This is a genomic window from Colwellia demingiae, from assembly GCF_007954275.1.
In the GTDB taxonomy this organism is placed as follows: Bacteria; Pseudomonadota; Gammaproteobacteria; order Enterobacterales; family Alteromonadaceae; genus Colwellia; species Colwellia demingiae.
In genome coordinates this window covers 163,263-189,448 of record NZ_VOLT01000009.1, presented here as the reverse complement: position 1 = coordinate 189,448, position 26,186 = coordinate 163,263, and the positions used below count along the sequence as shown (strand labels likewise).

Here is a 26,186-nt window from a genome sequence, read left to right as displayed (position 1 = left end):
AAAACTGACAATAGATCGGATCCACACTCTGGTAGCGTCTCAATCCCCAAACTAACTATTCTCGATAAATATTTACTCTGGTTTATGCTTACTTAAGTTGTTATTTAAGAATTCTCGTACAGCTGCTTGTGCATCGAGGTGTGCTTGTTTGTTATAACTAACACGAACACTTCCCCATGGTTGTTGCTTTGATTCTTTCCGAACATTCTTTAACAACTGGTAGCGCTGTTGTTGATCATCAAAATTATGATACGCCCCTGTAAATGTCAATAATTGCTGATGTGATTTATCTTTATTATTATTTAGTAGTTGCTGACAATGAATTGGCTGGGTCCATTCATCGTCTTCGCCCATCAAGATGCGTATTGGTACATTAGCTTTATATTGTTTACCCGACATCAGGTACTGTTGGTACTGCCAACAGCTCGGATAAAATGCGATGCCAGCGCTGTAACTTTTTCTTTCTATAGCAGAATTTTGCTCTAATACTTTTAATGTTATGGCACCGCCATAAGACCAGCCGAATAAAACAATGTTGTTTGGATTTACTTCACTGAGTGATTGTAAGTAATTTAGTGCAACCAAAGCATCTTTAGGTCTTCGTTGGTTAAAGTGTTGCCATATTTTGTCTTCGGCTGTACAAATATCTTTGATACCTAAAGCGCTAAAGCTATCTACAATCAATGTTGTATAACCCCATTCATTGAGAGTTTTTCCCCACTGATCGTGTTTATTTGAAACCCCATAACAGCCATGTAGTAATACCGCTGCAGGATGTGGTCCAACTCCGTTAGGCTGCATTAAGGTAGCCGACAACTGGTATGTATCTAACAACTCAGTGTTCGACAACAAGACAACTTTTCCCTGCTGCTTTTCAGGCAATTGCAATAATATCAGCGCTATTGCCACCACTAGGATAGCAAGAAACATTATTAATTTTACCTTGGTTGGAAGCCTTGTCATTTTTTCCATTTATAGCTCCACTTCAACGGATGGAGCACATTTATGAACCAATTAATCTCTGCTAGCCAGTGTGCGATGTCGCCTGTGAGCTGTATATCTTTTTCTTCTACGAAATAACCCAAGGGTAATGTACCGATAAAGATAATTGGTGTTTTATTTGAGTTGGCGTTTTCGATGATCATCGACACTACGGAGGTTATTGTGGGTACACCAATCACCAACAAACAACCACATTCCACCATGTTAGTTTGTAAAGCTTGATAACATTGTGGGTCAATGTTTTCATCGGCAGCCAGAATTTGAGGTTTTAGTAACCCCGAACAATGTTGGCAGTGAAGGTCGCGTTGTAACCATAGAGGTATGGGAGGCCATGCTTGTTGTTGGGCACAGTCAAGGCAATATAACCTTTTTATCGAACCATAACATTCGTAAACCGGATGCTGTTCAGTATTAAAAAGGCTATCAACTGTTTCAGTAAACAACCCCGATAAATAGTGATTCAACAAATAATCGAGTTGTTTATCAATGTTATTTTTATTAATTGCTAATGCTTGCTGGTAGTAGTCAAATGATGCTTTCCAGTAGAGATATCGGCAACGTTTCGACGTTTTAAATTCAGCCAGAGTATAACTAGTGATTGGCACCTTGGGATCTAACCATTGTCCAGAGGGATAATCTGGCAGTGTTCCTTTGCGTATTCCTGAACCCGTAATAGCCACACATTGTTTAGCCCTTAAGCGATTGGTTAGCAGGAGCTGAAATGTTCTCCAAAGCTCGCTTTGAAGTAGGTTATGGTTTTTATATCGTTTGAACAAACTTAATGTTATCAAGCTGCTCATAATGAAGGGGATTAAGAGAGGCGCGCTTAACTGCTCTAATCCTGTGATTAACCAAAAATACCAAATAACCCATGCCAACAGGGTATTAAATGTTGCCGCTAAGGTAGCTAAGCGATAATGCTTTAAAAATAGCGTTTTTATCGAGAAGTAAGCCAGAGCCAAGTTAATTGCCCATAAGTCGACCAAAACATATAAGCTTAGTCCCGTTATCCATTGAGCTATGAGGCCACCTGTTAGGCTGATACCAAGGGTTTGTAAAGTGGCTAGCGGATATTGATAGGCCATAGCAGACACCACGAGAATAATTGCAATTTCTCTACTATAGGTCTGAAAAATAGGCTCAGCTGCCCCTTCAAATAAAAGATGATTTGTATCTAACGAAAACAATGAAATAGTTAATACAATGAGCAAAATACTGGCCATTGCTGGAAGAGATAATATTGGCAGTTGTCTTGGAATGAGTAAGGCGCGTAATCGAAATTCAATCAGTAGGCAAAGTAGCAGTGTAACAAGAAACAAACACAATCCCTTGATGCTAAATATAGAATCGCCCCAATACATGCCAACTATTGCGCCGTTATAACCTGCAATGCCAAGTTTCCATTCTTGCACAGTGTAGTCTTTAATGATGAGGCTTAAACTATTGTTTATTAACACACCAACTATTGCGGCAAAAGCCGACCACACCGAAACCAGGGCAATGGCTAAAAAAATTAATAGACCAGACGTTTGCCGGTCTAAAAAGGCAAGTTGGGCGAATGACCTCCATTGAACGGTAAAATGATTTTTAAAATTGGCATTTATCATCACGCAGTCGGCCCGGTAATAGATCAAGCGCAAATATATCTTGGTAAGTCTCGGCACGTCGGATAAGTTCTGGCCCCTGTTCACCTAATAATATGGTCGCCGGTCTGGGTTGAATAAACTGATTCGATTGAGTGTGACAATATGCGCCAACATTACCAATACTGAGGTGATCTCCGACATTTAATGCTGGCATCAATATTTGCTCACGCAATCTATCACTTTGCATACACAAAGGGCCGAAGATATCGACTGGCTTTAATAACCCTCTCTCCTCACTTTTTGTTGCTGCAACTGTCTTGATTTGATGGTTGTAGTAACAAACGGTAGGAACTAAGTTAACCCCTGCATCAATAATAACCGCGTTGCGACCTCCAGCTATCTCTTTCTTAGCAATGACGGTACTTATAAGTTGTGTCGAGGCGTCGACTATCGCTCGTCCAGGTTCTAGAATCAATGTTGGGTTATTTCCAAATAGCTCGCTATGTTTACGTAATTGCCCAAAAATATGTTCCGCATAAGGTAGCAGATAATCATTATTTGTCCGTTGACTACCACCGGGTAAGTCATACTCAGGTCTAAGAGTATTGGCCGAAGGAAAGCCGCCGCCAATATCTATACTCGTCGGGTTAAGCCCTATTTCTCGTGCTTGTTTTGCTAGTTCTATGAGCTTTTCGACAGCATTAGCGTAAAGTTCATGGGCCAAAACAAAGGTACCCACATGGCAGTGGAAACCTTCAAATTGAAGTTTTGTATTACGGGAAATTTTCTTTAGCGCAGTTAAACTTTCACCATTTTCATTGTTAAACCCGAACTTGGTCCATGGGTTGGTGCCATAACGAAAATTTACCCGAATAGCGACTCTAGCAGGGGTGAAAAGTTCTTCAGAAAGCCGTTCTATAAGTTCCAATTCATTGAAGTTATCAATGTTGACCAGCGCCCCCTCGCTAAGTGCCAGTTTAAGTTCTGATTGAGTTTTATGGGGGCCATTAAATATTATATCTTTGCCAGGGATACCCAAGGTGCGTGCCAACTCATATTCCATGCCAGAAACTACTTCAGCCTGGGCACCTTCTTGACGAAGAATGGCGCAAACCGCTGGTAGGTAATTAGTTTTTATGGAATATGCCACTTTGGTATTAACGTGTTCATCACTAAAGCTGCGTTTAAAATTTTTAAAATCTTGACGTAATCTTTGCTCTGACACCACATAAAGTGGAGAGCCAAACCTTTGCAATAATTCAACAGTATCTAGAGTTAAGGGTTCATCTGCTGCTACCGTTATATTATGTAGTTGGTGTTTCTCCAAAGCCAAAAATGGCAAAACCTCTATAACTGGCCGATGGTAAGGTTTAAGTGCAATTGTCATAATATCAATTTTCCTTAATTTGGTCTGGAGCAATTCGATTATGGTGTAGATATCCCTTGGTCGAAAAAGAGGCTAACTGATAAGGCTGTAAACGTAATTCAGTAGTACTTCTTACAAATACAAGGTCTGTTTTATCTGGTTCGGGGGTGATTTCTTTACCTAGTGCAGTATGGACAACCTGTTGAGGATGATTCGATCCTAGCGTGGCAGAGTAATAGATCCAGCCAGTAAAACGTGGATTGATCTCGATAAGATAAAAACGGTCTAATATCTCGTCTCTAATAAATTCCCCCTCTACCGGGCCAACCCATTTGATTTCTTTTAAAAAGCGGGCAAAAGCCGCTTCTAATTCTACTTGTGGTAAACGCATGGCTCGCCAAGTACTGCCTCTGGGACATAAACTTAATTTTTTTACCGTCAGCATAGTTAGCGGTTCGTGTTGATGATTACAAACGGTAGCCACTGCAAAACTTGGTCCGCTAATCATTGGCTGAATCAATACTTCTTTCATTCCATCATAATAGAGTGTGTGCCATGCAGCTTTTGCCTGACTTTCATCCATGACTGATACACAAAAAGAGATAGGTCCTTTTACCACCGCTGGTAAACCAACTTTTTTAACAGCTGCTAATACTTCATCTTCATTACGGGCACTAATGGTTTCGGGGATCATAAAGCCCTGCTGATCCGCTTTATAAGTGCCACTAAATAGCTGTGTTTTACTCCGTTTTTCAAAGCTATCTAGGTTAGGTAATAAAGTATGAACGCCCAATTTTTTTAGCTCATCGGCAAATTTAATAAAAAACGGTATTTCGCCATCCAAACAGGGGATCAATACATCAATGGCCTGCATTTTTATAATTTTTTTGAGACGTTCGAATAACGTACTTTCACTTTCTGTTATCGGTAATTGAAAACAAACATCAAACAACTCTTTGTTATATGCCCCAGAATCGAAGGTGCCGTAACATAGGCCAATTAAATGCAAGTCGCCAGAAGCACTGCGTAACGCTCTGGCAACGCCAATACCCGCATTAACAAGATCAAAGCTACTGGTTCCAGTAACCGCGACACGCAGTCCCTCTCTAACAGCTAGTGGTTTATCGTCATGATTACTTCGAGATTGACCGTTAGTCATTTCTGTCACATCTATGTGGCCATGCCGATCCAAATGTTGCATGTCATCGAGTCGCACTACGGCTTCTGTAATACTACGAACTAACAATGGGGCGTCACTGGAATGATTTGAAGGGGATGTCGTTTTATTAATCTCAGGTTCAGTTAATAATTTCAGTAGTTCTACAGCTAAATTTTTATTGGCCCAATGGCTGAGCATACACCAATCAGGAAGACAGGATTTAACGCCTTCTAAAAAGTAAATTGAGCCGCCTGTTGGGTGGATCAAATCTAAAGTGATAGGTCCCTGAGCACCTAGCTTTTTGATAATTTCCAGTCCTTGCGCCTCTAATTCTGGGCTATCAATGATACTGCTACAAACCGCATGACCATTGCTATTTATAGCCAGTTTTCTACATGAGAGGTTTTCAACGCGATCACCGTTTTTATTATTAAGACAAACCAGTGAATAAGCTTCACCCGCAATGCGCGCCTGTAATAGTACTCCTGAGCGTCGATCTCGCTCAAGCACGGCAGATGAAAAACGTACAACCTGTTCGGCGTTGTGGGCAATTAATTCCAATTCTGCTCCTTTGACTAACACAGGATAGCCAAGATGATCGGCATAATGGGATACTTCATGCAGATGGTGAGCAATTAAACTGTGGGGATACGCAATATGATGTTGATGTAGATAAGAAGCTAAAGTAAGTGGACTCAATTGGGCAATTTTATCGGCATTGGGCACAAGTGTTTTTATGCCATTTTTATGTAGTCGCTCTGCTAGCCTAGCTGTAGCAGCAATATCTTGTTCTAAACACGGAATAAAGGCGGTAAATCCTAATTTTTTTTGTGAATTGATTAAACTTAAATAAAACGCTTCATCTCCTTTAAGTGGACTTTGAATTCTTGTCACTGTATCAACCACTCCGGGTTGCCAAGCCCCTGTCATAGCCGAATCATCAACCAGAGCATCAATAATAAGTGGTCCCTGCCAACCTGCGCGTAATGCACGAGCAACACTGGCTCCGGCATGTGGAATATCAAGACCACCAAACCCTGTAATGGCGACTCGAGTATTAGAAGTTTTCATAAACAAATCCTGTGCCACTGAGTTGTTGAATGAAAAGTAGTGCATCTTGTCTGGCTTCTGTCACTGACACATCGAAGCGACTAGCAAGAGCATCAGCCAGTTGGTCGCAGGTAGTGCCTTTTTGTAAGGCGACCAATAATACGCCTGCACTGTCATTACAGGTACAAATAGCTCCGCTGCGGTTATCTATCAATACCCACTCATTTTCCTCTAATCCTGGTTCTAGAGAAACCCAAGAGCGCAGCGCAAATTGTTGAGGAATAGTAATCGGTTCTCTATTAGTAAAACTATTCATAATACTTTCCCTTTTGTACCTGAAATGTATGGATATTGATTTATAACCAAAATGTAACTGCTATCTTTCGCGTGTTTAGTAACCCACCAAAAACTAGCCATAATCAACTAGATATTGCTCTGTCTCTAGGTAGAGATCTCGTCGTATTGATAGCTTTGTGAATACATTTACACATTTAAACGGTGAAAAGGAGATAACAAACCAGAGATATAAAAATCGATAACAACTAAAAAGTGATAAGCAAATATTAAAAATCGCTAGGGAATAGTTGTTTGATTTATAAAGATATAAGCCAATTGGCGACGATATATTGAATTGAAGCCGCAAGAAATGATAAAAAACGATTAAGAGGTTGGTTTTTCTCTGCGGCATAATTGGTGCCACTGATGTTGCTGATTGATTACCGGTGATGAGAAAATATTGACTCATAATAATACCCACAGAAGTATGTAAATTAATTCATATTTACCCCTCAAACAGCGACATACATTGGCAAAGTAAATATTTATTACTAATTTACAAAAAGTTTAGTCTAAAAGTGCATTTTTGCAATTGATTGGATTATTCAGTAAAGGTAAGATTTTAAAATACGAACACACTGATCGGACCAGCAAGTTGTTCCATATATTTAATATAAACAGATAATTACAGAACTTTTATTGAATGTAAATCGTACAAATAAAGCATCAATCAGGCCAATAAGTTTTTGGTTAAATTAACCCTGTATTGCGTTGATTTACTTTTTTCGTTGAAAACGAGTTACTGGAATAGCGTTTGTTCAATGCCAGCTCTCTTTGTGTTTGTGTTTGTCTTTTTACCTTTAAACCCGTTAATCAAGATGCCTGTTTCAGAGTGCTTGAACTTTTTCAATTCAAAACATTGTGATGAAATAATAGTAACGGGTAAAAATATGCCACTACTTTAAATACTGTATACTTTTGATGTAAATCAATTGCTCATCGCTAAATTAGCGATAGGCTGAAGACATTGGTATTATTACTAATGCTGTATTACTTTTAAAGTAGTACTGTTTTTATGTTCAATTTTCACCAAATAAAAATTTATCTTAATTTTATCCTTTTGGGATTTAAACTATTGAACACGTTCACCTAGGTTAAGGAATAGTTTTTCCATGCAAACAAAAAAAAATACTAAAAAAAGCAAAGAACTTTATGCCACTATTTCACTGATACTTATATCTTTACTCATTTTATCATTACTTTTTCTCAACATAGACAAGCATAAAGTAATCAATTTAAATGCGGCAGACATTAAGGTTGTGGATGATCGTGCAGTGCTAGGTGCATCAGTTGCAAAAGTAGTAAAAACCAATCATGGTCTTGAATTTACCTGCCAAATAACAAAATCTCATCTAACTCAACCGTATTGTGAGTTAATTATAAATCTACAAGATTTAAGCAAACAAGCTCCCTTTACTGGTTTAGACTTATCTAATTATGAGCAAATCGGCTTATGGATTAATCATAATCACCCAACACAACCGGGTACTCGTATTGAGTTACGTAACTTTAATACCGATTACTCAAATAAAGGAAACGAAATAATATTAAAACATAATAGTTTAGAGTATTTAGAAGCATACGTTCCTAACCCTATTTGGCTGAAATTAGCTGATTTCTCTATCCCTCAATGGTGGAATAACAGTCATAATTTAACGCTAAAGAATGGTGGTACTGATTTTTCAAATATTTATTCCATTGTCATAACACCAACTGTGCAAGTGCAACAAGGGATGTATGAGTTAACCGTTGAACGCATTGAATTAAAAGGCAAGTATATTGGTACTACAGTACTTATTGCCGTGTTAATTATGTTGTGGAGTATAGCGCTGGGCTATGTCATTAGACGATTAGTGCCAGCTAAAGAAGTGGAAATTGAAATACCTGAACAAGCGAGTCAAACCATTGAGTTCGGTACTATGAGTTGCCCTCTGACAGGCGCATTAAATCGTATTGGATTACGAAAATGTTTTGATCAATTAGCGCCCACTGATCTACAAAAATTAAGTGTTATCTTCCTTAACATCGATTATTTTGAAGATCTTTATCCAAATTACGGTTATAAAATAGCAGATAAAATTCTACAGCAATTTGTAAATGAAGTTGATAATACCTGCCGCTCTAGTGATACGGTAGCCCGATGGAACTCAGAAGAATTTTTATTAGTATGCCCAGACACTGAGTTATCTCAAGCGATTGATGTTGCGGATAAAATCAGAGCAAAAATACAGGGAGCCACTTGGCCAAATGAAATTAAAATAACCTGTAGCTCCGCTGTCGCACAAATGTATGATGAAGATCTTAATGATTTAATTACCCGTGCAAATAAAGCCCTGTATAAAGCAAAAAATACCGGTAGTAACAAAACAGCGGCTTAATTCTATACTCGTGATCTATATTAATGGCTAAACTGAATAACCACTAATACTTATCGTTTAAGTATTAGTGGTATAAGAGATACGGTTTACGCTTTTGCTTAAAATCAATAATTCCAGCTTGCCAACTTAGTCTAATCTGCTCTGCACTTTTCCCGGCGATGATGTCTTTTCTTAATTTATCCGTGCCTGCCAATTTATCCATAAATTTTGGGCTATTAAAGAAAGTAGCATTTCGTTCTTCAAATGCTTTATACCAGCGCAAAATAAAACGTAAATCTAGGCCATGACTTACAACCTGACGAAGGTCTTCTCCTTGCACCCTTATATTCATGAATTTTGGCTTACTCGCAGCTCCAGGCATTGAAACAGGGGTAAAATTAAAATCTCCAATATTTATATTTTCATGACCGATCACCTGAAACGGAAAAGGCGTTCCTCGGCCTATGCTAACGGGGGTTGCTTCAAAAAATGCTAATGAGGGATATAAAGCAATTGAATGTGAATTTGGCAAGTTAGGACTTGGTTTTATTGGCAAATTATAGACATTGTTTCTTTGATAACTTTGTACTTTATAAACGGTAAGAGATAGTTCCTTTTCACTTGCTAACCACCCTTCTCCTTTAATCATTAGCGCAAGCTCAGCCACAGTCATTCCGTGTAATAAAGGAATTGGATGCATGCCAACGAAAGAACGAAACTCTTTTTCAAGTATCGGGCCGTCAACAAAGGCACCATTAGGGTTAGGTCTATCTAACACCATGAATTCAACCCCCGCATCTGCCGCAGCTTCCATCATATAATGCATAGTACTGATGTAAGTGTAAAAACGGACTCCAACGTCTTGAATATCAAAAATGATAACATCAAGGTTTTTCATTGTACTTATGGATGGCTTACGGTTTTTACCATAGAGAGAAATGAGCGGTATGCCTGTTTTAGTATCAATACTTGAATCAAATTTTTCACCCGCATCACGATTTCCTCGAAAGCCATGCTCGGGTGCAAAGATCATCTTAATATCTATCTCTTTGTTCAACAAAACATCCACTAAATGTTCATCAAACACCTTAGAAGTTTGATTGACTACTAACGCGACTTTTTTCCCTTTTAGCTGCGGTAGATATTGCTCAACTTGCTCCGCGCCAACAATGATATTGTTTTCTACAGTGATGCTCTCATTAGCACTAACAGACAAGCTAATAATGCACGTATAAAAGCTAAGGAATAGTATGATTACTTTGATAAGAATAACTAATTTCATAGACGTTACATTAACAGCCTTGTTGCTCTACCGCTTGACGTAGAAAGCCTTTATTTGAAGCTAACGCAGCTTTTGCTTGAGTACTATCTAAGCCCGTCAACACCATTAAACTGGCTAATTTTGTTTGATTATTTGCTTGGCCGAGTGCCATTTCTGCTGTATCAAAATCACATTCAGTTGCCTGCATCACAATACGAACAGCACGTGCGTAAAGTTTCTTATTACTGGCATTTACATCAATCATTAGGTTTTGATAACTTTTGCCACTGCGGATCATGCTGGCAGTACTAAGCATATTCAAAATGAGTTTTTGTGCCGTGCCTGATTTCATTCTAGTGGAGCCAGTCAATGCTTCTGCGCCTACGACAGCGCAAATATTAATATCACAGTGTTGTGCATAATTGCTATTAGCGCTACAACTAATACCTATCACTTTGGCGTATTGCTCTCTGGCAAAAGCCATTGCTGATAACACATAGGGCGTTCGACCACTGGCAGCTATACCTACTACAACATCTTTGTTAGATAAGTTAATCGCTTTCAAATCATCAATAGCCAGTTGTCTATTATCTTCAGCACCTTCAACTGCCTTATACATAGCGCCAGCACCGCCGGCAAGAATACCAATAACTTGCTCACTCGAAACACTGAATGTAGGTGGACACTCAACAGCATCAAGTACACCTAAGCGTCCACTAGTCCCCGCACCTATATAAATTAATCTACCGCCACAAGCAAAAGCGTCAACAATAAGATCAACCCCTTGGGATATTTCAGGTAGTAACAGGCCAACAATTGCAGCAACTTTTTGATCTTCTGTGTTTATTTTTTTAAGTACACCAAGAGAATCAAGCAAGTCTATATCTAGCGTGTTAGGGTTTTGTCCCTCTGTTGTTATATTTTTAAGCTCATTAACTAACTTGGCTTGCGTATTCATTAAATTCTCTCGTTATGGTTGCTAGGATCTTGTTTTAAATATAATCGCTTGACCATAAAATCAATGATTAAGCTAAGGTCCACAATATTGATCATGGTACACTGATAACTTATAATAAATAGAAAAATTAACGACATTTATTTCGTTGACTTAATTTTATTTTCGCCACTTTTCATCAGTAAAGCATTAGAAATATCACATGAGTTATACTTCCAGACTTACACAAGCCATTATCGACTTAGACGCCCTTGTTAAAAATTATCAATATGTTGATAATCTCGCAAGTAACAGCAATACCATTGCCGTTCTCAAAGCGGATGCCTATGGTCATGACGCCAGTAAAGTAGCTCACGCTTTACGTTCAAAAGTTAAACTTTTTGCAGTTGCTTTTATTGATGAAGCGCTAGCGCTTCGTGATGCTGGCATTAATAACTCTGTACTCATTCTTGAAGGACCTTTTAAAGAAAGTGACTTTGAAATAGCCCTTGAAAATAACTTTGCTTTAATGCTTCACAGTGATTATCAAATAGAGTGGCTGAAATCAATTACTCCTGAGTTTTCTGGTGATATTTGGCTAAAAGTCGATACGGGGATGAACCGCTTAGGATTCCATGTTGGGCAAATTGACGATGTTATGTCCCAATTATCAGCTCAACAAATTAATAACTTGGTATTATGTTCACATTTTGCAACCGCTGACCAAATTGATTGCGATCGACCTGCCAAACAACTAGCCCAATTAAAAGCATTAGTTGCAAAATATGGCTGTAAATATAGTATGGCTAATTCAGCGGGTATTTTAAATTGGCCTGCGAGTCACGGCGATCACAACCGATTAGGCTTAGCACTTTATGGTGCTTCTCCTATTGGAGATAGTCCATTAAGCCAACCACTAATCCCCGTTATGACCTTACAAGCCAATATTATTGCTATACATACAGTGAAAGTTGGTGAATCAGTGGGTTATGGCAATAATTGGCAAGCTCAACGAGAAACGAAACTAGCAACAGTGGCTATTGGTTATGCTGATGGTTATCCTCGCAATGCTAAATCAGGTACACCTGTATTTATTAATGGTACCCAAGCACCACTCGTTGGCCGAGTTTCAATGGATATGATCACTGTTGATATTACTGATTTGAAACATACTGCGATCGGAGATATTGTTGAGTTGTGGGGCAAAAACTTAAGTATTGATATCGTTGCTCAAAACAGCGATACCATTAATTATGAATTATTAACTCGAGTATCTAAACGCGTACCCAAAGTATTTGCCGGTTAACTGAACGGCGCAGTTTTATTTATTCGATACCAATATATTTGTGAACTTGCACGGATAAACGCCAATTGTTAGCTATACATGTTGCTATTGCTAACTCGGTTGCACGCTTCTTTTGACTAATGGGTTGTAAATATACAGGAGTATTTTCAACCTGATGCATTGCCAATAGTGCTTTTAAGTCATCTACATTCTGCTCTGTAGCAACGGGGTGTTTTATTTCATTAGCACGTGACATAGCGCTCGCTAAAATATCATAACCACCGCGCATTTTAATTTTAGGAGAAACGGTTACCCAGCATTTTGCTGTAGTAAGAATTTCAAAGGTACCAGATGTTTCAATTTGCGTACTATAACCTAGATTCTCAAAGGTTTCACAAAGTGGCGTTAGGTCAACCATACAAGGTTCGCCGCCAGTAATAACGATATGCTTTGCGTTAAAATGCTTTTCCTTCACTAATGCTAGAATATCTTCAGCTGAGAAATTAGCCCACTGAGCAGTCTCCGCTTTTTTAGCTAACATAATTTCAGGGCTGACTTGGTCCGTAAGTTCGATATCCCAAGTATGTTTAGTATCACACCACGAACATCCGACAGGACAACCTTGTAATCGAATGAAAATTGATGGCTGGCCCGTGAAGGAGCCCTCCCCTTGAATGGTTTCAAAAAGCTCATTAATTTTATAGTTCATGTCTGTTATGGTTTTCTCTTCTGCATTGTGGTTTATTTTATTAGGCGTGGTATTCACTTTCTGCTTTAGCCTGTTACTTATTTCAAGTAAAATGATAGGCGATTATTATTATACCTTAGATCAATTAAGAGAGCTTTCAAATGGCTGAAAAAGTTGTTGTTATTTATTCTGGTGGCATGGATTCTTTTACTGTATTAAACCGTGCTCGAAAAGACGGAAAAGAAGTATTTGCTTTATCTTTTAATTATGGTCAACGCCATGTAAAAGAGTTGGAGTGCGCTAGCACTGTTTGTAATGAGTTAGCTATCAACCATAAGGTAATTGATATCTCAGCTATTAATCAATTACTTGCTGGTTCTTCACTTACTGATGATATTGATATTCCTGAAGGTCATTACGAAGCAGATAGTATGAAATCAACTGTTGTGCCTAACCGCAATATGATTTTACTTTCTTTAGCCGTTGCTTATGCAGTATCGGTTGGGGCAGATCAAGTTTATTATGGTGCTCATTCTGGTGACCATGCTATTTATCCAGACTGTCGACCTGAATTCGTTGAAAAAATGAATGATGTTTGTAAAATTGCAAATTATGAAAGTGTCGAAATATTTAGTCCTTATTTGAGTGTCGATAAAACGGCAATCCTTGCGGATGGTATAGCAATGGGTCTAGATTACAGTAATACGTGGACCTGTTATAACGGACGAGATAAAGCGTGTGGAAAATGTGGTGCATGCGAAGAGCGCTTACAAGCTTTTGAAGAGAATGATGTAACTGATCCAATCACATACGAATAAAGAACGCTGAAGTAATTTCAGGTAGAGTGATTTACAAAAGTGAAACTATGTCTGAATCAAAGTTAGATGCACATATTGCAGCTATCTTTGAATCAGAGTCATACTACTATCAGCAATATTTAATCGAATTTAGCTGATAAATTAGAAATTTCTCAAGAGGACTTTCAACGCAGCATAAGATATTTATCACAAGGAAATCATCACGAGAAGTGCCTCTACTGCAGCAAATAATGCAAGTTGCCCTTTTGTTCTATTTTTTTAATCATTTAACATAATGTTTTTAATAGCATATATAACTATAGATTATTATCTTCCCATTATTCTCTTTTAAGACAAAAATTTTATAACCGTTAGCACGCTTTAGCTCTAGACTTAAAAGGTGTTCAATGATTAATTGAGGATATCTTATGAGTGCAACTTGGAAGTATCAAGCACGACTTTTAAAGCAGATGATTGACTCAAATAATGAAACTCAGGCCCACCTTTATATGGAACGGCTATTATTGTTTCCTGTCGATATTCAAGACCGAATAATAGAAGAGATAAGCCACCTTCCGCACTGTAGTAGTGATGCGATTGCTAATATTCTCGGTCATTACTCAGTACAAGAGCTGAAATAATTTGAGCTCTGTTTAAGTAGATAGTTGCTGTATTCGTAACTTTGCGATTTTATCGCGCATAGCAGCAGCTTGTTCAAATTCTAAATTCTGCGCATGCCCCTGCATTAGCTTTTCAAGCTCAACTATTTTAGTGTCAATTTGTGACGTGGTTAGTAGAGGTTCTTCAGCTTGCTGGTTAATATGATAGTTTGTATTAGCCTCTGCAACTTTATCGAGTGACTTAGCATCACTATAACTACCAACGCCCATAACATCGGTAATTCTTCTAACAACGCCTTGGGGAGTGATATTGTTGTCTAAATTGTATTGGTGTTGCTTCACTCTACGTCGTTCTGTTTCATCAATAGCACGTCGCATAGAGCCCGTGATTCTATCTCCATACAGTATTGCGCGACCATTGAGATTACGCGCAGCTCGCCCGATAGTTTGAATCAGGGAACGATCAGAACGTAAAAAGCCCTCTTTATCCGCATCTAAAATTGCCACTAAAGAGACTTCTGGCATATCTAAGCCTTCTCGAAGTAAGTTAATCCCCACTAAAACATCAAATTTACCTAGTCTAAAGTCTCTTATAATCTCTACCCGTTCAACCGTATCAACATCTGAATGCAAATAGCGTGCTTTAATACCATGCTCATACAAATAATCCGTTAAATCTTCGGCCATACGTTTGGTTAATGTAGTGGCTAAGACCCTTTCGTCTAGTGGTAGTCGCTTATTTATTTCTGATAATAAATCATCAACTTGTGTTTCAACCGGTCTAACTTCGATTTCTGGGTCAAGTAAGCCTGTAGGCCTAACTACTTGTTCCGCAATATCGCTACCACATTTCTCTAATTCAAATTTGCTTGGTGTAGCCGAGACATAAATTGTTTGTGGTGATATAGCTTCAAATTCTTCAAACTTCATTGGCCTATTATCTAACGCAGACGGTAATCTAAAGCCATATTCCACCAGGTTTTCTTTACGCGATCTATCCCCTTTATACATGGCGCCAATTTGTGGGACAGTAACATGTGATTCATCAATAATGAGTAAACCATCATTAGGTAAATAATCGAATAATGTTGGTGGTGCACCGCCCTCTTCTCTCCCTGATAAATAGCGAGAGTAGTTCTCTATACCAGAGCAATAACCAAGCTCAGTCATCATTTCAATATCAAATTGAGTACGTTGGGTAAGACGTTGTTCCTCGACTAACTTATTATTATCCTTGAGCTGTTGTGACCTATGCTTCAGCTCAATTTTAATTTTATCTACTGCCGCTAAGATTTTTTCTTTAGGCGTAGCGTAGTGTGTTTTTGGGTATACCGTAACCCGATCCAGCGTTCTTTCAACTTGTCCTGTGAGTGGATCAAATTGACTTATCCGTTCAATTTCTTCATCAAATAGTTCAACACGTAAAGCTAGGCGATCAGATTCAGCAGGAAAAATATCAATAACGTCACCACGAACTCTATAAGTAGCACGCGCAAAAGCAACATCATTTCGAGTGTATTGTAGTTCAGCGAGACGACGTAAAATATCGCGCTGATTTATAATGTCACCTCGACTGATATGTAACATCATCTTTAAATAAGAGTCAGGATCACCCAAACCATAAATAGCAGATACTGAAGCAATTATAATCACGTCTCGACGCTCTAACAGTGCCTTAGTAGCCGATAGCCGCATTTGCTCGATATGTTCATTAACCGAAGCGTCTTTCTCTATAAAAGTATCTGTTGTTGGCACATAAGCTTCAGGCTGATAATAATCATAATATGAAACAAAGTACTCAACTGCATTATTCGGGAAAAACTCTTTCATCTCACCATACAATTGCGCCGCCAACGTTTTGTTGGGTGCTAACATAATAGTAGGTCGATTAAGTTTTTCAATCACGTTTGCAATGGTATAAGTTTTACCTGAGCCAGTTACACCTAAAAGCGTTTGATGGGCTAAACCCGACTCAATACCTTCTAACAGTTGCTTTATCGCTGTTGGTTGGTCACCACTAGGAGTATATTCAGAGCAAATAGTTAACTTTCTCATACCACTTGCTCCGATGAAGCCGACTCATTATGAATAAATTCTTTGCTAAATAGTCGGTACGAAATCATGGCCATTAACACATTGCCAAGTAAAGCACCGGCAAATAAACCTGCTAACCCGTAAAATAAACTGCCTAAATAGGCTAATGGTAAATAACAAACAAATAATCGTATGATACTTAAACCCAAAGCAATCATTGGCTTATGTAAAGCATTAAATGAAGAGTTAGTTAATATGATAATGCCTTGCAAACCATACCCTAGTGGGAGTATCCAAATAAACAGTTTAATTAAATCAGCAACTTCAGTCTCTTTGGTAAAAACACTTGCGATCCAATGTGCGCATAAAGCTAATAAAATATAAATTACGATTTGCCAAACTAGAATAAACTTTATGGCAGCTTTGTAAGCAGTTTCTACTCGATGTAATTGACCTGCTCCAAAATTTTGGCTAATAAAAGGGGGTAAAGTCATCGATAAGGCTAGTACTATCAAACAAGCTATTGATTCAAGTCTTGAACCAACACCAAAGGCTGCTACAGCTGCCTCACCATAAGTAGCAACTATTGCAGTCATAATAGCCGCCGCTAAGGGTGTTAACATATTTGCGCTTGCAGCAGGTAAACCTATTTTTAAGATATCTTTACAGGCAATAACCAGCTCTTTAATAGGCAACATAGTTGTATGAATAAGGTCGTGTTTTTTAGTTAAAATATACAATACGAAACCTAAACCAAAAACCCACGAAATTAAGGTGGCAATTGCCGCACCTTGTATTCCCATAGCTGGGATTGGCCCGAAACCAAAAATAAAAATAGGGTCAAGTATGGCGTTAATAAGTCCGGCACTGCCCATTATCATACTGGGTGTTTTAGTATCCCCTGATGCACGTAAAACTGCATTACCGATCATAGGACCAATTAAACAAACACTTCCGATATACCAAATATCCATATATTGATGAATTAAAGGCAATAAAGATGGCTGAGCACCAAGCAAAGTAAATAAAGGATCTGTAATAAAATAACCCACTGTGGATAAACACGCGACTATAATTGCCGCTAAATACAATGCAGCTGTTGCCGCATTTTTTGCAGACTTTGTATCTTTTTTACCTAAATATTTAGCGATAACTGCAGAGGTTCCTATACCCAAACCAATAGTTAAACTAAGTACAGTGAAGGTAACAGGGAATGTGAAACTAATAGCTGCGAGGGGTTGTGTCCCGAGAAGTCCAACAAAAAATGTATCTATTAAGTTGAATGTCATCAAAAGCACCATGCCATAAATCATTGGAATGGTCATACGTTTTAAAGTACTAGCAACAGGATCTTCGAGTAGATTAACTCGTTTTTTATTAGGTGTAACAGTGTTAGTTTTGGTCATTTATTATTATCAGTGATTCTTTGGGTCTGTCAGGGTAAATAATATGTAGTAGTACATTGTAAAAGATTAACTAACTTTTACCTAGTGTAGATTTATCCGATAACCACCCTTTATCAAAAACTACGTTTAACTAATGCCATAAAAATAAATACGTAACATATTCCTTTATTGAAGTGTCATAACAAAAGGTACTGCAAGCTTATACAATTAAGATATCAAGGAATAACAAAACACAAGTAATATAGTAAAAAAATGGGGTGGTTAAAAATCAGCCTAATTATCAAATAAAACATAAAAACAGCTCAACCTTTTGAAATATAACGATATAAAAACAATGTCATTTTCTATTGACTTATAGACACGCCAATCAAACCGTATTAGCAACGTAAACTTACACTTTAATCCACATAGTTATCCACAGGAATCGTGGATAACTAAGTATTTGCACTATTATCAGGTTAAAATATTATCAAGATATCGATGAGTACAAAAAACCGTCTAATAGTGGTGTAAAAGAACCTATTCTGAACACATCTTCAGCAAACAATATTTATTTCAATAATTTATTATTTTTGTGTTGACACATAGGCCACAGGTCTTTATTATTCTGCCCCGTTAGCCACTGAGGTTAACGCGAGATTCCCCAATAGCTCAGTTGGTAGAGCGATGGACTGTTAATCCATGTGTCACTGGTTCGAGCCCAGTTTGGGGAGCCACATTCAACTTCATTAATAAACAGAAGTTAAAAAAGTTTATTCCCCAATAGCTCAGTTGGTAGAGCGATGGACTGTTAATCCATGTGTCACTGGTTCGAGCCCAGTTTGGGGAGCCACATTCAACTTCATTAATAAACAGAAGTTAAAAAAGTTTATTCCCCAATAGCTCAGTTGGTAGAGCGATGGACTGTTAATCCATGTGTCACTGGTTCGAGCCCAGTTTGGGGAGCCACATTAAAATGTGAAACGAAACCTGCTATATGCAGGTTTTTTTTCGCCTATAGAAAAGTTACCTCCGTAATTCCACCATCTAACTCTCTAATATAATTGTAGATAAAACGATAGACTACAGTCTCTTTAAGCCTTTATAAATCGCTGGCTTGAGCCATTTTATATAAAGTTCTAGAAGCCAAATTAAATTTTAAACAAAACATTCTGTATCAAGTTTTTTCGCCCTTAATAAGACAAATATTTAAATTCACATCAACCAACAACCACTACACCCTTTAATAAAAGATTAAATAGCAGGCATAAAAAAACCTAACGAACTCGTTAGGTTTTTAATAGGTTACCTGTGAATTATTATTTCGCGGTAATCAATTCTTGCTTGTTTTCAAAATTAAAGACCAATTTATCTTTCTTAACATCAACCTTGGCAGTACCACCATGGGTCAATTCACCAAAAAGCAACTCATTGGATAGTGTTTTCTTCAAGTGCTCTTGAATTAAGCGAGACATTGGTCTTGCTCCCATGGCTTTATCATAACCATTTTCAGCTAACCAATCTTTAGCTTGCTTAGTTAATTCAAGTGATACACCTTTATCATCAAGCTGAGCCTGTAACTCGACAATAAATTTATCGACTACTTGATGAATAACAATATTGTCCAAATGATTAAACCAAACAATATTATCTAAGCGGTTTCTAAACTCAGGTGAAAAGACTTTATTTATCTCACTCAATGCATCTAGGCTATGGTCTTGCTGTTTAAAGCCGATAGATTGACGTACCGTTTCTTGTACCCCTGCATTAGTTGTTAACACTAGGATAATATTTCTAAAATCGGCTTTTCGACCATTATTATCCGTTAATGTACCGTGATCCATCACTTGCAATAGAATGTTATAAACATCTTCATGAGCTTTTTCTATTTCATCCAATAAAACTACCGCATGAGGATGTTTTATAACTGCATCCGTTAGTAAACCACCCTGCTCATAACCTACATAACCAGGAGGAGCGCCAATAAGACGACTAACAGCATGTTTCTCCATATATTCTGACATATCAAAACGTAATAACTCTATGCCTAATATTTTAGCTAACTGTTGCGTTATTTCTGTTTTACCAACACCTGTAGGGCCTGCAAATAAGAAAGAACCTACCGGTTTTTCTTCACTACCTAGCCCTGCTCGAGATAATCGAATAACGGACGAAAGCTCATCAACAGCTTTATCTTGACCAAAGACAACAAGTTTCAAGTTTCGGTCTAGATTTTTAAGTCCATCCTTTTCAGTAAGTGATACTGATTTTTCAGGAATCCTAGCCATTTTTGCAACAATGCTTTCAATATCGGTATTATTAATAACTTTCTTACGCTTATTAGGTGCAACAAGTTGTTGCTTGGCACCCGCTTCATCAATGACATCAATAGCTTTATCAGGAAGAAACCTTTCATTAATATATTTAGCTGACAGCTGAGCTGCTGCTTGTAAGGCTTTATTAGTATAACGAATGCCATGATGGCTTTCATATTTCTCTTTTAAACCTTGCAGTATTTTAGTGGTGTCAGCAACACTAGGCTCAGCGATGTCAATTTTTTGAAAACGACGGGCTAGGGCTCGATCTTTTTCAAAAACACTTTGATACTCTTGGTATGTCGTAGAGCCTAAACAACGAATTTTCCCAGCTGACAATAACGGTTTTAGTAGGTTGGAAGCATCCATCATACCGCCAGACGCCGCACCAGCCCCTATAATAGTATGAATTTCATCAATAAATAGTACGGCATTCTTATCTGCTTCAAGCTCTTTTAATAAGGATTTAAAGCGTTTTTCAAAATCGCCTCTATATTTAGTTCCTGCGAGTAACGCTCCCATATCTAGAGAATAGATGGTCGCATCAGCTAAAAACTCAGGCACTTGTTTATTAACAATTAAGTTAGCTAAGCCTTCAGCAATAGCGGTTTTACCTACGCCTGCCTCACCAACAAAAAGCGGATTGTTTTTTCTACGTCTACTCAACACCTGTAAAGTACGTTCAAGTTCATCGTCACGACCAATTAAAGGGTCAATATTACCTTTTATAGCTTCTTCGTTAAGGTTTACCGAAAAGTTCTCGATGGTACGTGGTTCTTCTTCGCTTTGCTGTTCGCCGTCCAAAGTATGTGGAGAATGTTCATCATCAATTTTTGCAATACCGTGAGAGATATAATTAACAATATCTAAACGACTAATATCAGATTTTTTCAAGATATAAGCTGCTTGTGATTCTTGTTCGCTAAAAATTGCCACTAAGACATTTGAGCCGCTGACTTCATTTTTACCTGATGATTGCACATGAAATACAGCGCGTTGTAATACCCGTTGAAAACCTAACGTAGGTTGAGTTTCACGCTCATTTTCACTTACCGGAATCGTAGGTGTAGTTTCGCTGATAAAGTCTAATAAACTTTTACGAAGTTTTGTTAAATCCGCTCCACAAGCACCAAGTGCCTCGATCGCTGAGGGATTATCTAATAGGGCCAACAATAAATGTTCAACAGTCATAAATTCATGGCGAGATTCTTTAGCTTGGCGAAAGGCTAAATTAAGTGATACTTCTAAGTCTTTGTTTAGCATAGCTACTCCAATTTATAACTTTAGGCTTTTTTCATCACACACTTAAGAGGGTGCTGATTTTCAAAAGCGTACCGGACAACCTGTTCTACTTTTGTTTCTGCTATTTCAGCAGTATATGTGCCACAAAGGGCTTTTCCTTTATAATGAATGGTTAACATTATATCTGTTGCCTGCTCTTCACTTTTATTAAAAAAGTTACACAATACGTCTACAACAAAATCCATTGGGGTGTAGTCATCATTAAGTAAAAAAACATAGTATCTAGCTGGCTCTTCTATTTGCTCTTTAACTGACTCTTCTACAATGCCTTCGGTGTCAAATAACTCTTTCCAGTTGCTCATATATTTATCTTAGTCTCTACTTTTTACTTTTGCTGTAACTTTTCGTGCAATTAAGCTGAAAACAATAAAAAAAAACAGCTTTTAAACTTGACAAATTTTATAATTTATCTACGATTCTATAGGTGGCTAATTTTTAGTCGCTTAATCTGTTGTCTATGCACCTACTTATTATTTACCTACTCTTTTTAAAGCATGGTACGTAAATATAAGTAAAACATAATTGAATACTAAAGGATATAGAAGGAAGTTGAAGTATGGCACACGGTACAGTTAAATGGTTTAATAATGCGAAAGGTTTTGGCTTTATTCGCCCAGATAGCGGCGGAGAAGATATTTTCGCACACTATTCAACTATTGAAATGGATGGATATCGAACATTAAAAGCAGGACAGGATGTCGATTACGAACTAAATGATGGCCCTAAAGGTCATCACGCAGCAAGTATCAAATTAGCTGATGGCGAACTAGAATAAATATAAAATGTTACGCTAATATGATAAAAAAAAACACAGCTATTTAGCTGTGTTTTTTATTAGATAATTTTCGTTAGTGTATATGATCAATATTTACATATGATCAATAATACAATCACCAAACGCTGAACAAGAGACTAATGTCGCATCATCCATAAGGCGTTCAAAATCATATGTTACTGTTTTCGCTTTGATTGCTCCTGACATTCCTTTAAGCAATAAATCAGCCGCTTCTAACCAGCCCATATGTCTTAACATCATTTCTGCAGAAAGAATAACAGAACCAGGGTTTACTTTATTTTTACCAGCATATTTAGGAGCTGTTCCGTGGGTTGCTTCAAATACAGCAACTTCATCGCCTAAATTTGCTCCTGGTGCAATACCTATACCACCAACTTGAGCAGCAAGCGCATCAGATAAATAATCACCATTTAAGTTTAACGTAGCGATAACACTATATTCAGCAGGACGTAATAAAACTTGCTGTAACATAGAATCAGCAATAACATCCTTGATGATAATCTCTTTACCTGTGTTAGGGTTTGTAAGCGTGCTCCAAGGCCCACCATGAATCAAACTAGCACCAAATTCATCACGAGCAAGTTCATAACCCCAATCTTTAAAAGCGCCCTCTGTGAATTTCATAATATTACCTTTATGAACCAGAGTTACCGAGTCTTTATCATTATCAATTGCGTACTGAATCGCTTGTCTGACTAAACGTTGGCTTCCTTCTTTTGATACAGGTTTTATACCAATACCACAATTATCAGTAAAACGGATATTATTAGCACCCATTTCTTCCGTTAGAAATTCAATCATAGCTTTCGCTTTGTCACTACCGGCTTGAAACTCTATGCCAGCATAAATATCTTCGGTATTTTCTCGAAAGATAACCATATCAACTTCAGAAGGTCTTTTAACTGGGCTTGGAACACCAGTAAACCATTGTACAGGACGTTGACACACGTAAAGATCAAGCATTTGTCTTATTGCTACATTTAAAGAACTCATACCACCACCTACTGGTGTAGTTAGAGGTCCTTTAATGGAAACTTTATATTCTTGTAATATGGCCAGTGTTTCTTCAGGTAGCCACGTTTCACTATCATACATTTTAGTTGCTTTTTCGCCCGCATAGACTTCCATCCACGCAATTTCTCTTTCGCCGGCATATGCTTTAGCAACTGCTGCATTCACAACTTTTAGCATTGGGGGTGTTACATCAACACCAATGCCATCACCTTCAATAAAAGGGATTATCGGATTATTTGGTACTGATAATTTACCATCAACAAAGGTAATTTTATCTCCGGTAGTGGGGATGATGATTTGATTAGTCATAGGGCGAGCTCCACATTAAACAAGTATAAAAAGGTTATTTTACTAAAATAATTCAAAAAAGGATAAGTCACTAATCACTATTTAGTGATAACTACTATCATTAAAATGAATAAACATAAATTAGACTTAAATATAATAATAAAGATAATCAAAAACTAAGCATTATTTCTTAGCTTTTGATTAATATAGTGCTATTTACTAGCACCTTAACTACATATTTATTTTAAATCAAAAAATTGACTTATAGCAATGCAGATAAAATCGTATTCAATGTTTCACTTGGGCGCATTGCTTTTTCTGTAAGTTGAGTATCCGCAAAATAATAGCCATTAACATCGATAGCTGGACCTTGAGCTGCATTTAATTCAGCTACAATTTTTTCTTCTTGCTTAGTGAGTGCTTGGGCAACACCTGTAAAGCTTTCTTTAAGATCTGTATCTGTAGTTTGTTTTGCAATGGCTTGTGCCCAATACATAGCAAGATAGAAATGGCTACCACGGTTATCTAACTCACCAACTCGACGAGATGGCGATTTATTAGTATCTAAGAATTTACCCGTTGCCGAATCTAATGTATCAGCTAATATTTGTGCTTTAGCATTACCTGTCGTTATTGCAACATGTTCAAGAGATGCAGCAAGCGCTAAAAACTCACCTAAAGAATCCCAACGCAAGTGGTTTTCTTTTTCGAATTGTTGAACGTGCTTAGGCGCAGAGCCACCAGCACCAGTTTCGAATAAACCACCACCATTCATTAGTGGCACAATAGAAAGCATTTTAGCACTTGTACCAAGCTCTAAAATTGGGAATAAATCAGTTAAGTAATCACGTAATACATTACCGGTAACTGAGATTGCATCTTCACCTTTAGCAACACGTGCAAGCGTATATTCACACGCTTTAACAGGTTCAAGAATTTGAATATCTAGGCCGGTAGTGTCATGGTCAGCTAAATAAGTATTAACTTTTTTGATCATTTCTGCATCATGGCCACGATTTTCATCTAACCAGAATACTGTTGGAGTTCCCGTTGCTTTAGCGCGAGTTACTGCTAATTTAACCCAATCTTGAATAGGTGCATCTTTAACCTGACACATTCTGAAAATATCACCTTCGGCAACATTCTGTTCGATCAAAGTATCACCGTTATCATTCACAACACGAACAACACCGGTAGCTGACATGGTAAAAGTTTTATCGTGTGAACCATACTCTTCTGCTTTTTGTGCCATTAAGCCTACATTTGGCACAGTACCCATTGTTGTTGGATTGAAAGCACCGTTTTCACGACAAAAATCAACTACAGCTGAGAAAACACCAGCATAGTTACGATCTGGGATCATAAACTTAGTATCTTTTTGACTTCCATCCGGTGCCCACATCATACCAGAGGCACGAAGAGCAGCAGGCATTGATGCATCAATGATTACATCACTAGGCACGTGTAAATTAGTAATACCTTTATCAGAATCAACCATAGCCATTTCAGGACGAGTTGCATAAACAGCTTGTAAATCGGCTTCTATTTCTGCTTTTTGAGCAGCAGGTAAACGTGCGATTTTAGCGTAAACATCACCGATACCGTTATCAGCGTCGACACCTAACTGATCAAAGGTAGCTTCATGTTTAGTAAATACATCTTTATAAAATACTTTAACAGCATGGCCAAACATAATTGGATCTGAAACTTTCATCATGGTTGCTTTTAAATGCAATGAAAGTAAAACATCTTCTTCTTTAGCTTTATCAATTTCAGTTTCATAGAATTCGATTAATGCTGATTTACTCATTACTGAAGCATCGATAATTTCTTTATCAAGTAATGGTAATTTTGATTTTAATAATGTCACGTCACCATTTTGAGCAACAAACTCAATATTTATATTGGTTGCTCCATCAATAGTTACTGATTTTTCACTACCGTAAAAATCGCCAGATACCATGTGAGCAACATGTGATTTTGATTCAGAAGACCATGCTCCCATTGAATGTGGGTTGTTACGTGCATATTGTTTAACAGAACCCGGTGCACGGCGATCAGAATTACCTTCACGTAATACTGGGTTAACAGCTGAACCTAAAACTTTAGCGTAAGTTAGCTTAATTGATTCTTCCGCTTCATTTTGTGGTTCTGCAGGATAATGAGGTAAGTCAAAGCCCTTTGCTTGTAATTCTTTAATAGCCAGTTCTAATTGTGGAATAGATGCTGAAATATTTGGTAACTTGATAATATTAGCTTCTGGAGTTTTAGCTAATTTACCTAACTCAGATAATGCATCATCAACGCGCTGCTCTTTAGTTAAGTATTTTGGGAAATTCGCTAAGATACGAGCGGCTAAAGAAATATCACGTGTTTCAACGTTAATGCCTGAAGAAGCAGTATAAGCTTGAATAATTGGTAATAAAGAATACGTCGCTAAGGCAGGCGCTTCATCGGTAATAGTATAAATGATTTTTGAGTTATCAGTGCTCATTGAGATTCCTACTTTAATTAGCCAAAAAGCTCCGGTGAACACATAAATATCTATTAGAATTTAATGCATATTCACCCAAGCTAAAATTTATTTTTTGCGCGCACATAGTATAGTAAT

19 protein-coding genes and 3 tRNA genes are annotated in these 26,186 nt (G+C 37.7%); 8 read left to right on the top strand and 14 right to left on the bottom strand.

The window, feature by feature from the left end:
* Nucleotides 1-72 precede the first annotated feature (72 nt).
* Genes ESZ36_RS16945 through ESZ36_RS16925 form a run of 5 tightly spaced genes read right to left on the bottom strand, consistent with a single transcriptional unit; the run spans nucleotide 73 to nucleotide 6,479 of the window.
* Nucleotides 73-972 (bottom strand): dienelactone hydrolase family protein, encoded by a 900-nt coding sequence (locus tag ESZ36_RS16945; RefSeq protein ID WP_146790037.1) that lies wholly within the window; start codon nucleotides 970-972, stop codon nucleotides 73-75.
* Nucleotides 960-2,609, bottom strand: coding sequence for an urea transporter (locus ESZ36_RS16940; RefSeq protein WP_246129147.1), 1,650 nt, complete (start codon nucleotides 2,607-2,609; stop codon nucleotides 960-962). The genes ESZ36_RS16945 and ESZ36_RS16940 overlap by 13 nt, the downstream gene beginning before the upstream one ends.
* Nucleotides 2,590-3,975, bottom strand: a complete 1,386-nt coding sequence (locus ESZ36_RS16935) for an alanine racemase (protein WP_146790033.1) — start codon at nucleotides 3,973-3,975, stop codon at nucleotides 2,590-2,592. Before ESZ36_RS16935 ends, ESZ36_RS16940 begins: the two co-directional genes overlap by 20 nt.
* 4 nt (nucleotides 3,976-3,979) lie before the next feature.
* The gene (locus tag ESZ36_RS16930) at nucleotides 3,980-6,184 is read right to left on the bottom strand and encodes an ATP-grasp domain-containing protein (protein ID WP_170235871.1); all 2,205 of its coding nucleotides are present in this window, start codon (nucleotides 6,182-6,184) and stop codon (nucleotides 3,980-3,982) included.
* Nucleotides 6,171-6,479, bottom strand: a complete 309-nt coding sequence (locus ESZ36_RS16925) for a PqqD family protein (RefSeq protein ID WP_146790029.1) — start codon at nucleotides 6,477-6,479, stop codon at nucleotides 6,171-6,173. Before ESZ36_RS16925 ends, ESZ36_RS16930 begins: the two co-directional genes overlap by 14 nt.
* A gap of 1,132 nt (nucleotides 6,480-7,611) precedes the next feature.
* Between ESZ36_RS16925 and ESZ36_RS16920 the strand changes: the two genes are divergently transcribed.
* Nucleotides 7,612-8,877: a GGDEF domain-containing protein gene (locus ESZ36_RS16920; RefSeq protein WP_146790027.1), complete on the top strand. Its 1,266-nt coding sequence runs from the start codon at nucleotides 7,612-7,614 to the stop codon at nucleotides 8,875-8,877.
* Between the two features lie 64 nt (nucleotides 8,878-8,941).
* Here the strand turns inward: ESZ36_RS16920 and ESZ36_RS16915 are convergent, their stop codons facing one another.
* Together ESZ36_RS16915 and murQ are read right to left on the bottom strand one after the other, a co-directional pair.
* A complete protein-coding gene (locus ESZ36_RS16915; protein ID WP_146790025.1) occupies nucleotides 8,942-10,138 on the bottom strand; it encodes an exo-beta-N-acetylmuramidase NamZ family protein in 1,197 nt (398 codons plus the stop codon).
* A 10-nt stretch (nucleotides 10,139-10,148) separates the two neighbouring features.
* Nucleotides 10,149-11,075: an N-acetylmuramic acid 6-phosphate etherase gene (gene murQ / locus ESZ36_RS16910; RefSeq protein WP_146790023.1), complete on the bottom strand. Its 927-nt coding sequence runs from the start codon at nucleotides 11,073-11,075 to the stop codon at nucleotides 10,149-10,151.
* Between the two features lie 199 nt (nucleotides 11,076-11,274).
* Between murQ and alr the strand changes: the two genes are divergently transcribed.
* On the top strand, nucleotides 11,275-12,357 hold the full coding sequence (gene alr, locus ESZ36_RS16905) for an alanine racemase (RefSeq protein ID WP_146790021.1): 1,083 nt from the start codon (nucleotides 11,275-11,277) through the stop codon (nucleotides 12,355-12,357).
* Nucleotides 12,358-12,376: 19 nt separating this feature from the next.
* Here alr and queE read toward each other — a convergent pair whose 3' ends face one another.
* Nucleotides 12,377-13,045, bottom strand: coding sequence for a 7-carboxy-7-deazaguanine synthase QueE (queE, locus tag ESZ36_RS16900; protein WP_146790095.1), 669 nt, complete (start codon nucleotides 13,043-13,045; stop codon nucleotides 12,377-12,379).
* 140 nt (nucleotides 13,046-13,185) lie between these two features.
* Here queE and queC point away from each other — a divergent pair, with 140 nt between their 5' ends.
* Entirely contained in the window at nucleotides 13,186-13,842 is a 657-nt protein-coding gene (queC, locus tag ESZ36_RS16895) for a 7-cyano-7-deazaguanine synthase QueC (protein WP_146790018.1), read from the top strand.
* Nucleotides 13,843-14,249: 407 nt separating this feature from the next.
* Nucleotides 14,250-14,462, top strand: a complete 213-nt coding sequence (locus ESZ36_RS16890; protein WP_146790016.1) for a hypothetical protein — start codon at nucleotides 14,250-14,252, stop codon at nucleotides 14,460-14,462.
* Between the two features lie 12 nt (nucleotides 14,463-14,474).
* Here the strand turns inward: ESZ36_RS16890 and uvrB are convergent, their stop codons facing one another.
* Together uvrB and ESZ36_RS16880 are read right to left on the bottom strand one after the other, a co-directional pair.
* Nucleotides 14,475-16,496 carry an excinuclease ABC subunit UvrB gene (gene uvrB, locus ESZ36_RS16885; protein WP_146790014.1) on the bottom strand — a complete coding sequence of 674 codons (2,022 nt, stop codon included), beginning with the start codon at nucleotides 16,494-16,496 and terminating at the stop codon, nucleotides 14,475-14,477.
* Nucleotides 16,493-17,881 (bottom strand): MATE family efflux transporter, encoded by a 1,389-nt coding sequence (locus ESZ36_RS16880; RefSeq protein WP_146790012.1) that lies wholly within the window; start codon nucleotides 17,879-17,881, stop codon nucleotides 16,493-16,495. Before ESZ36_RS16880 ends, uvrB begins: the two co-directional genes overlap by 4 nt.
* Nucleotides 17,882-18,521: 640 nt before the next feature.
* Here ESZ36_RS16880 and ESZ36_RS16875 point away from each other — a divergent pair.
* From ESZ36_RS16875 to ESZ36_RS16865, 3 genes are all read left to right on the top strand, one after another.
* Nucleotides 18,522-18,597: transfer RNA gene (locus ESZ36_RS16875), tRNA-Asn, on the top strand.
* Between the two features lie 40 nt (nucleotides 18,598-18,637).
* Nucleotides 18,638-18,713: transfer RNA gene (locus tag ESZ36_RS16870), tRNA-Asn, on the top strand.
* A gap of 40 nt (nucleotides 18,714-18,753) precedes the next feature.
* Nucleotides 18,754-18,829 (top strand) — tRNA-Asn (locus ESZ36_RS16865).
* 350 nt (nucleotides 18,830-19,179) lie between these two features.
* Here the strand turns inward: ESZ36_RS16865 and clpA are convergent.
* Both clpA and clpS read right to left on the bottom strand, forming a co-directional pair.
* A complete protein-coding gene (gene clpA, locus ESZ36_RS16860) occupies nucleotides 19,180-21,438 on the bottom strand; it encodes an ATP-dependent Clp protease ATP-binding subunit ClpA (protein WP_146790010.1) in 2,259 nt (752 codons plus the stop codon).
* A gap of 20 nt (nucleotides 21,439-21,458) precedes the next feature.
* A complete protein-coding gene (gene clpS, locus ESZ36_RS16855) occupies nucleotides 21,459-21,779 on the bottom strand; it encodes an ATP-dependent Clp protease adapter ClpS (protein ID WP_146790008.1) in 321 nt (106 codons plus the stop codon).
* Between the two features lie 254 nt (nucleotides 21,780-22,033).
* On the opposite strand from clpS, the gene cspD reads away from it, so the two are divergent.
* The gene (gene cspD / locus ESZ36_RS16850; RefSeq protein WP_011043688.1) at nucleotides 22,034-22,252 is read left to right on the top strand and encodes a cold shock domain-containing protein CspD; all 219 of its coding nucleotides are present in this window, start codon (nucleotides 22,034-22,036) and stop codon (nucleotides 22,250-22,252) included.
* Nucleotides 22,253-22,345: 93 nt separating this feature from the next.
* Here the strand turns inward: cspD and icd are convergent, their stop codons facing one another.
* Entirely contained in the window at nucleotides 22,346-23,596 is a 1,251-nt protein-coding gene (gene icd / locus ESZ36_RS16845) for an NADP-dependent isocitrate dehydrogenase (protein ID WP_146790006.1), read from the bottom strand.
* Nucleotides 23,597-23,837: 241 nt separating this feature from the next.
* On the bottom strand, nucleotides 23,838-26,069 hold the full coding sequence (locus tag ESZ36_RS16840) for an NADP-dependent isocitrate dehydrogenase (protein WP_146790004.1): 2,232 nt from the start codon (nucleotides 26,067-26,069) through the stop codon (nucleotides 23,838-23,840).
* Nucleotides 26,070-26,186: the final 117 nt, after the last annotated feature.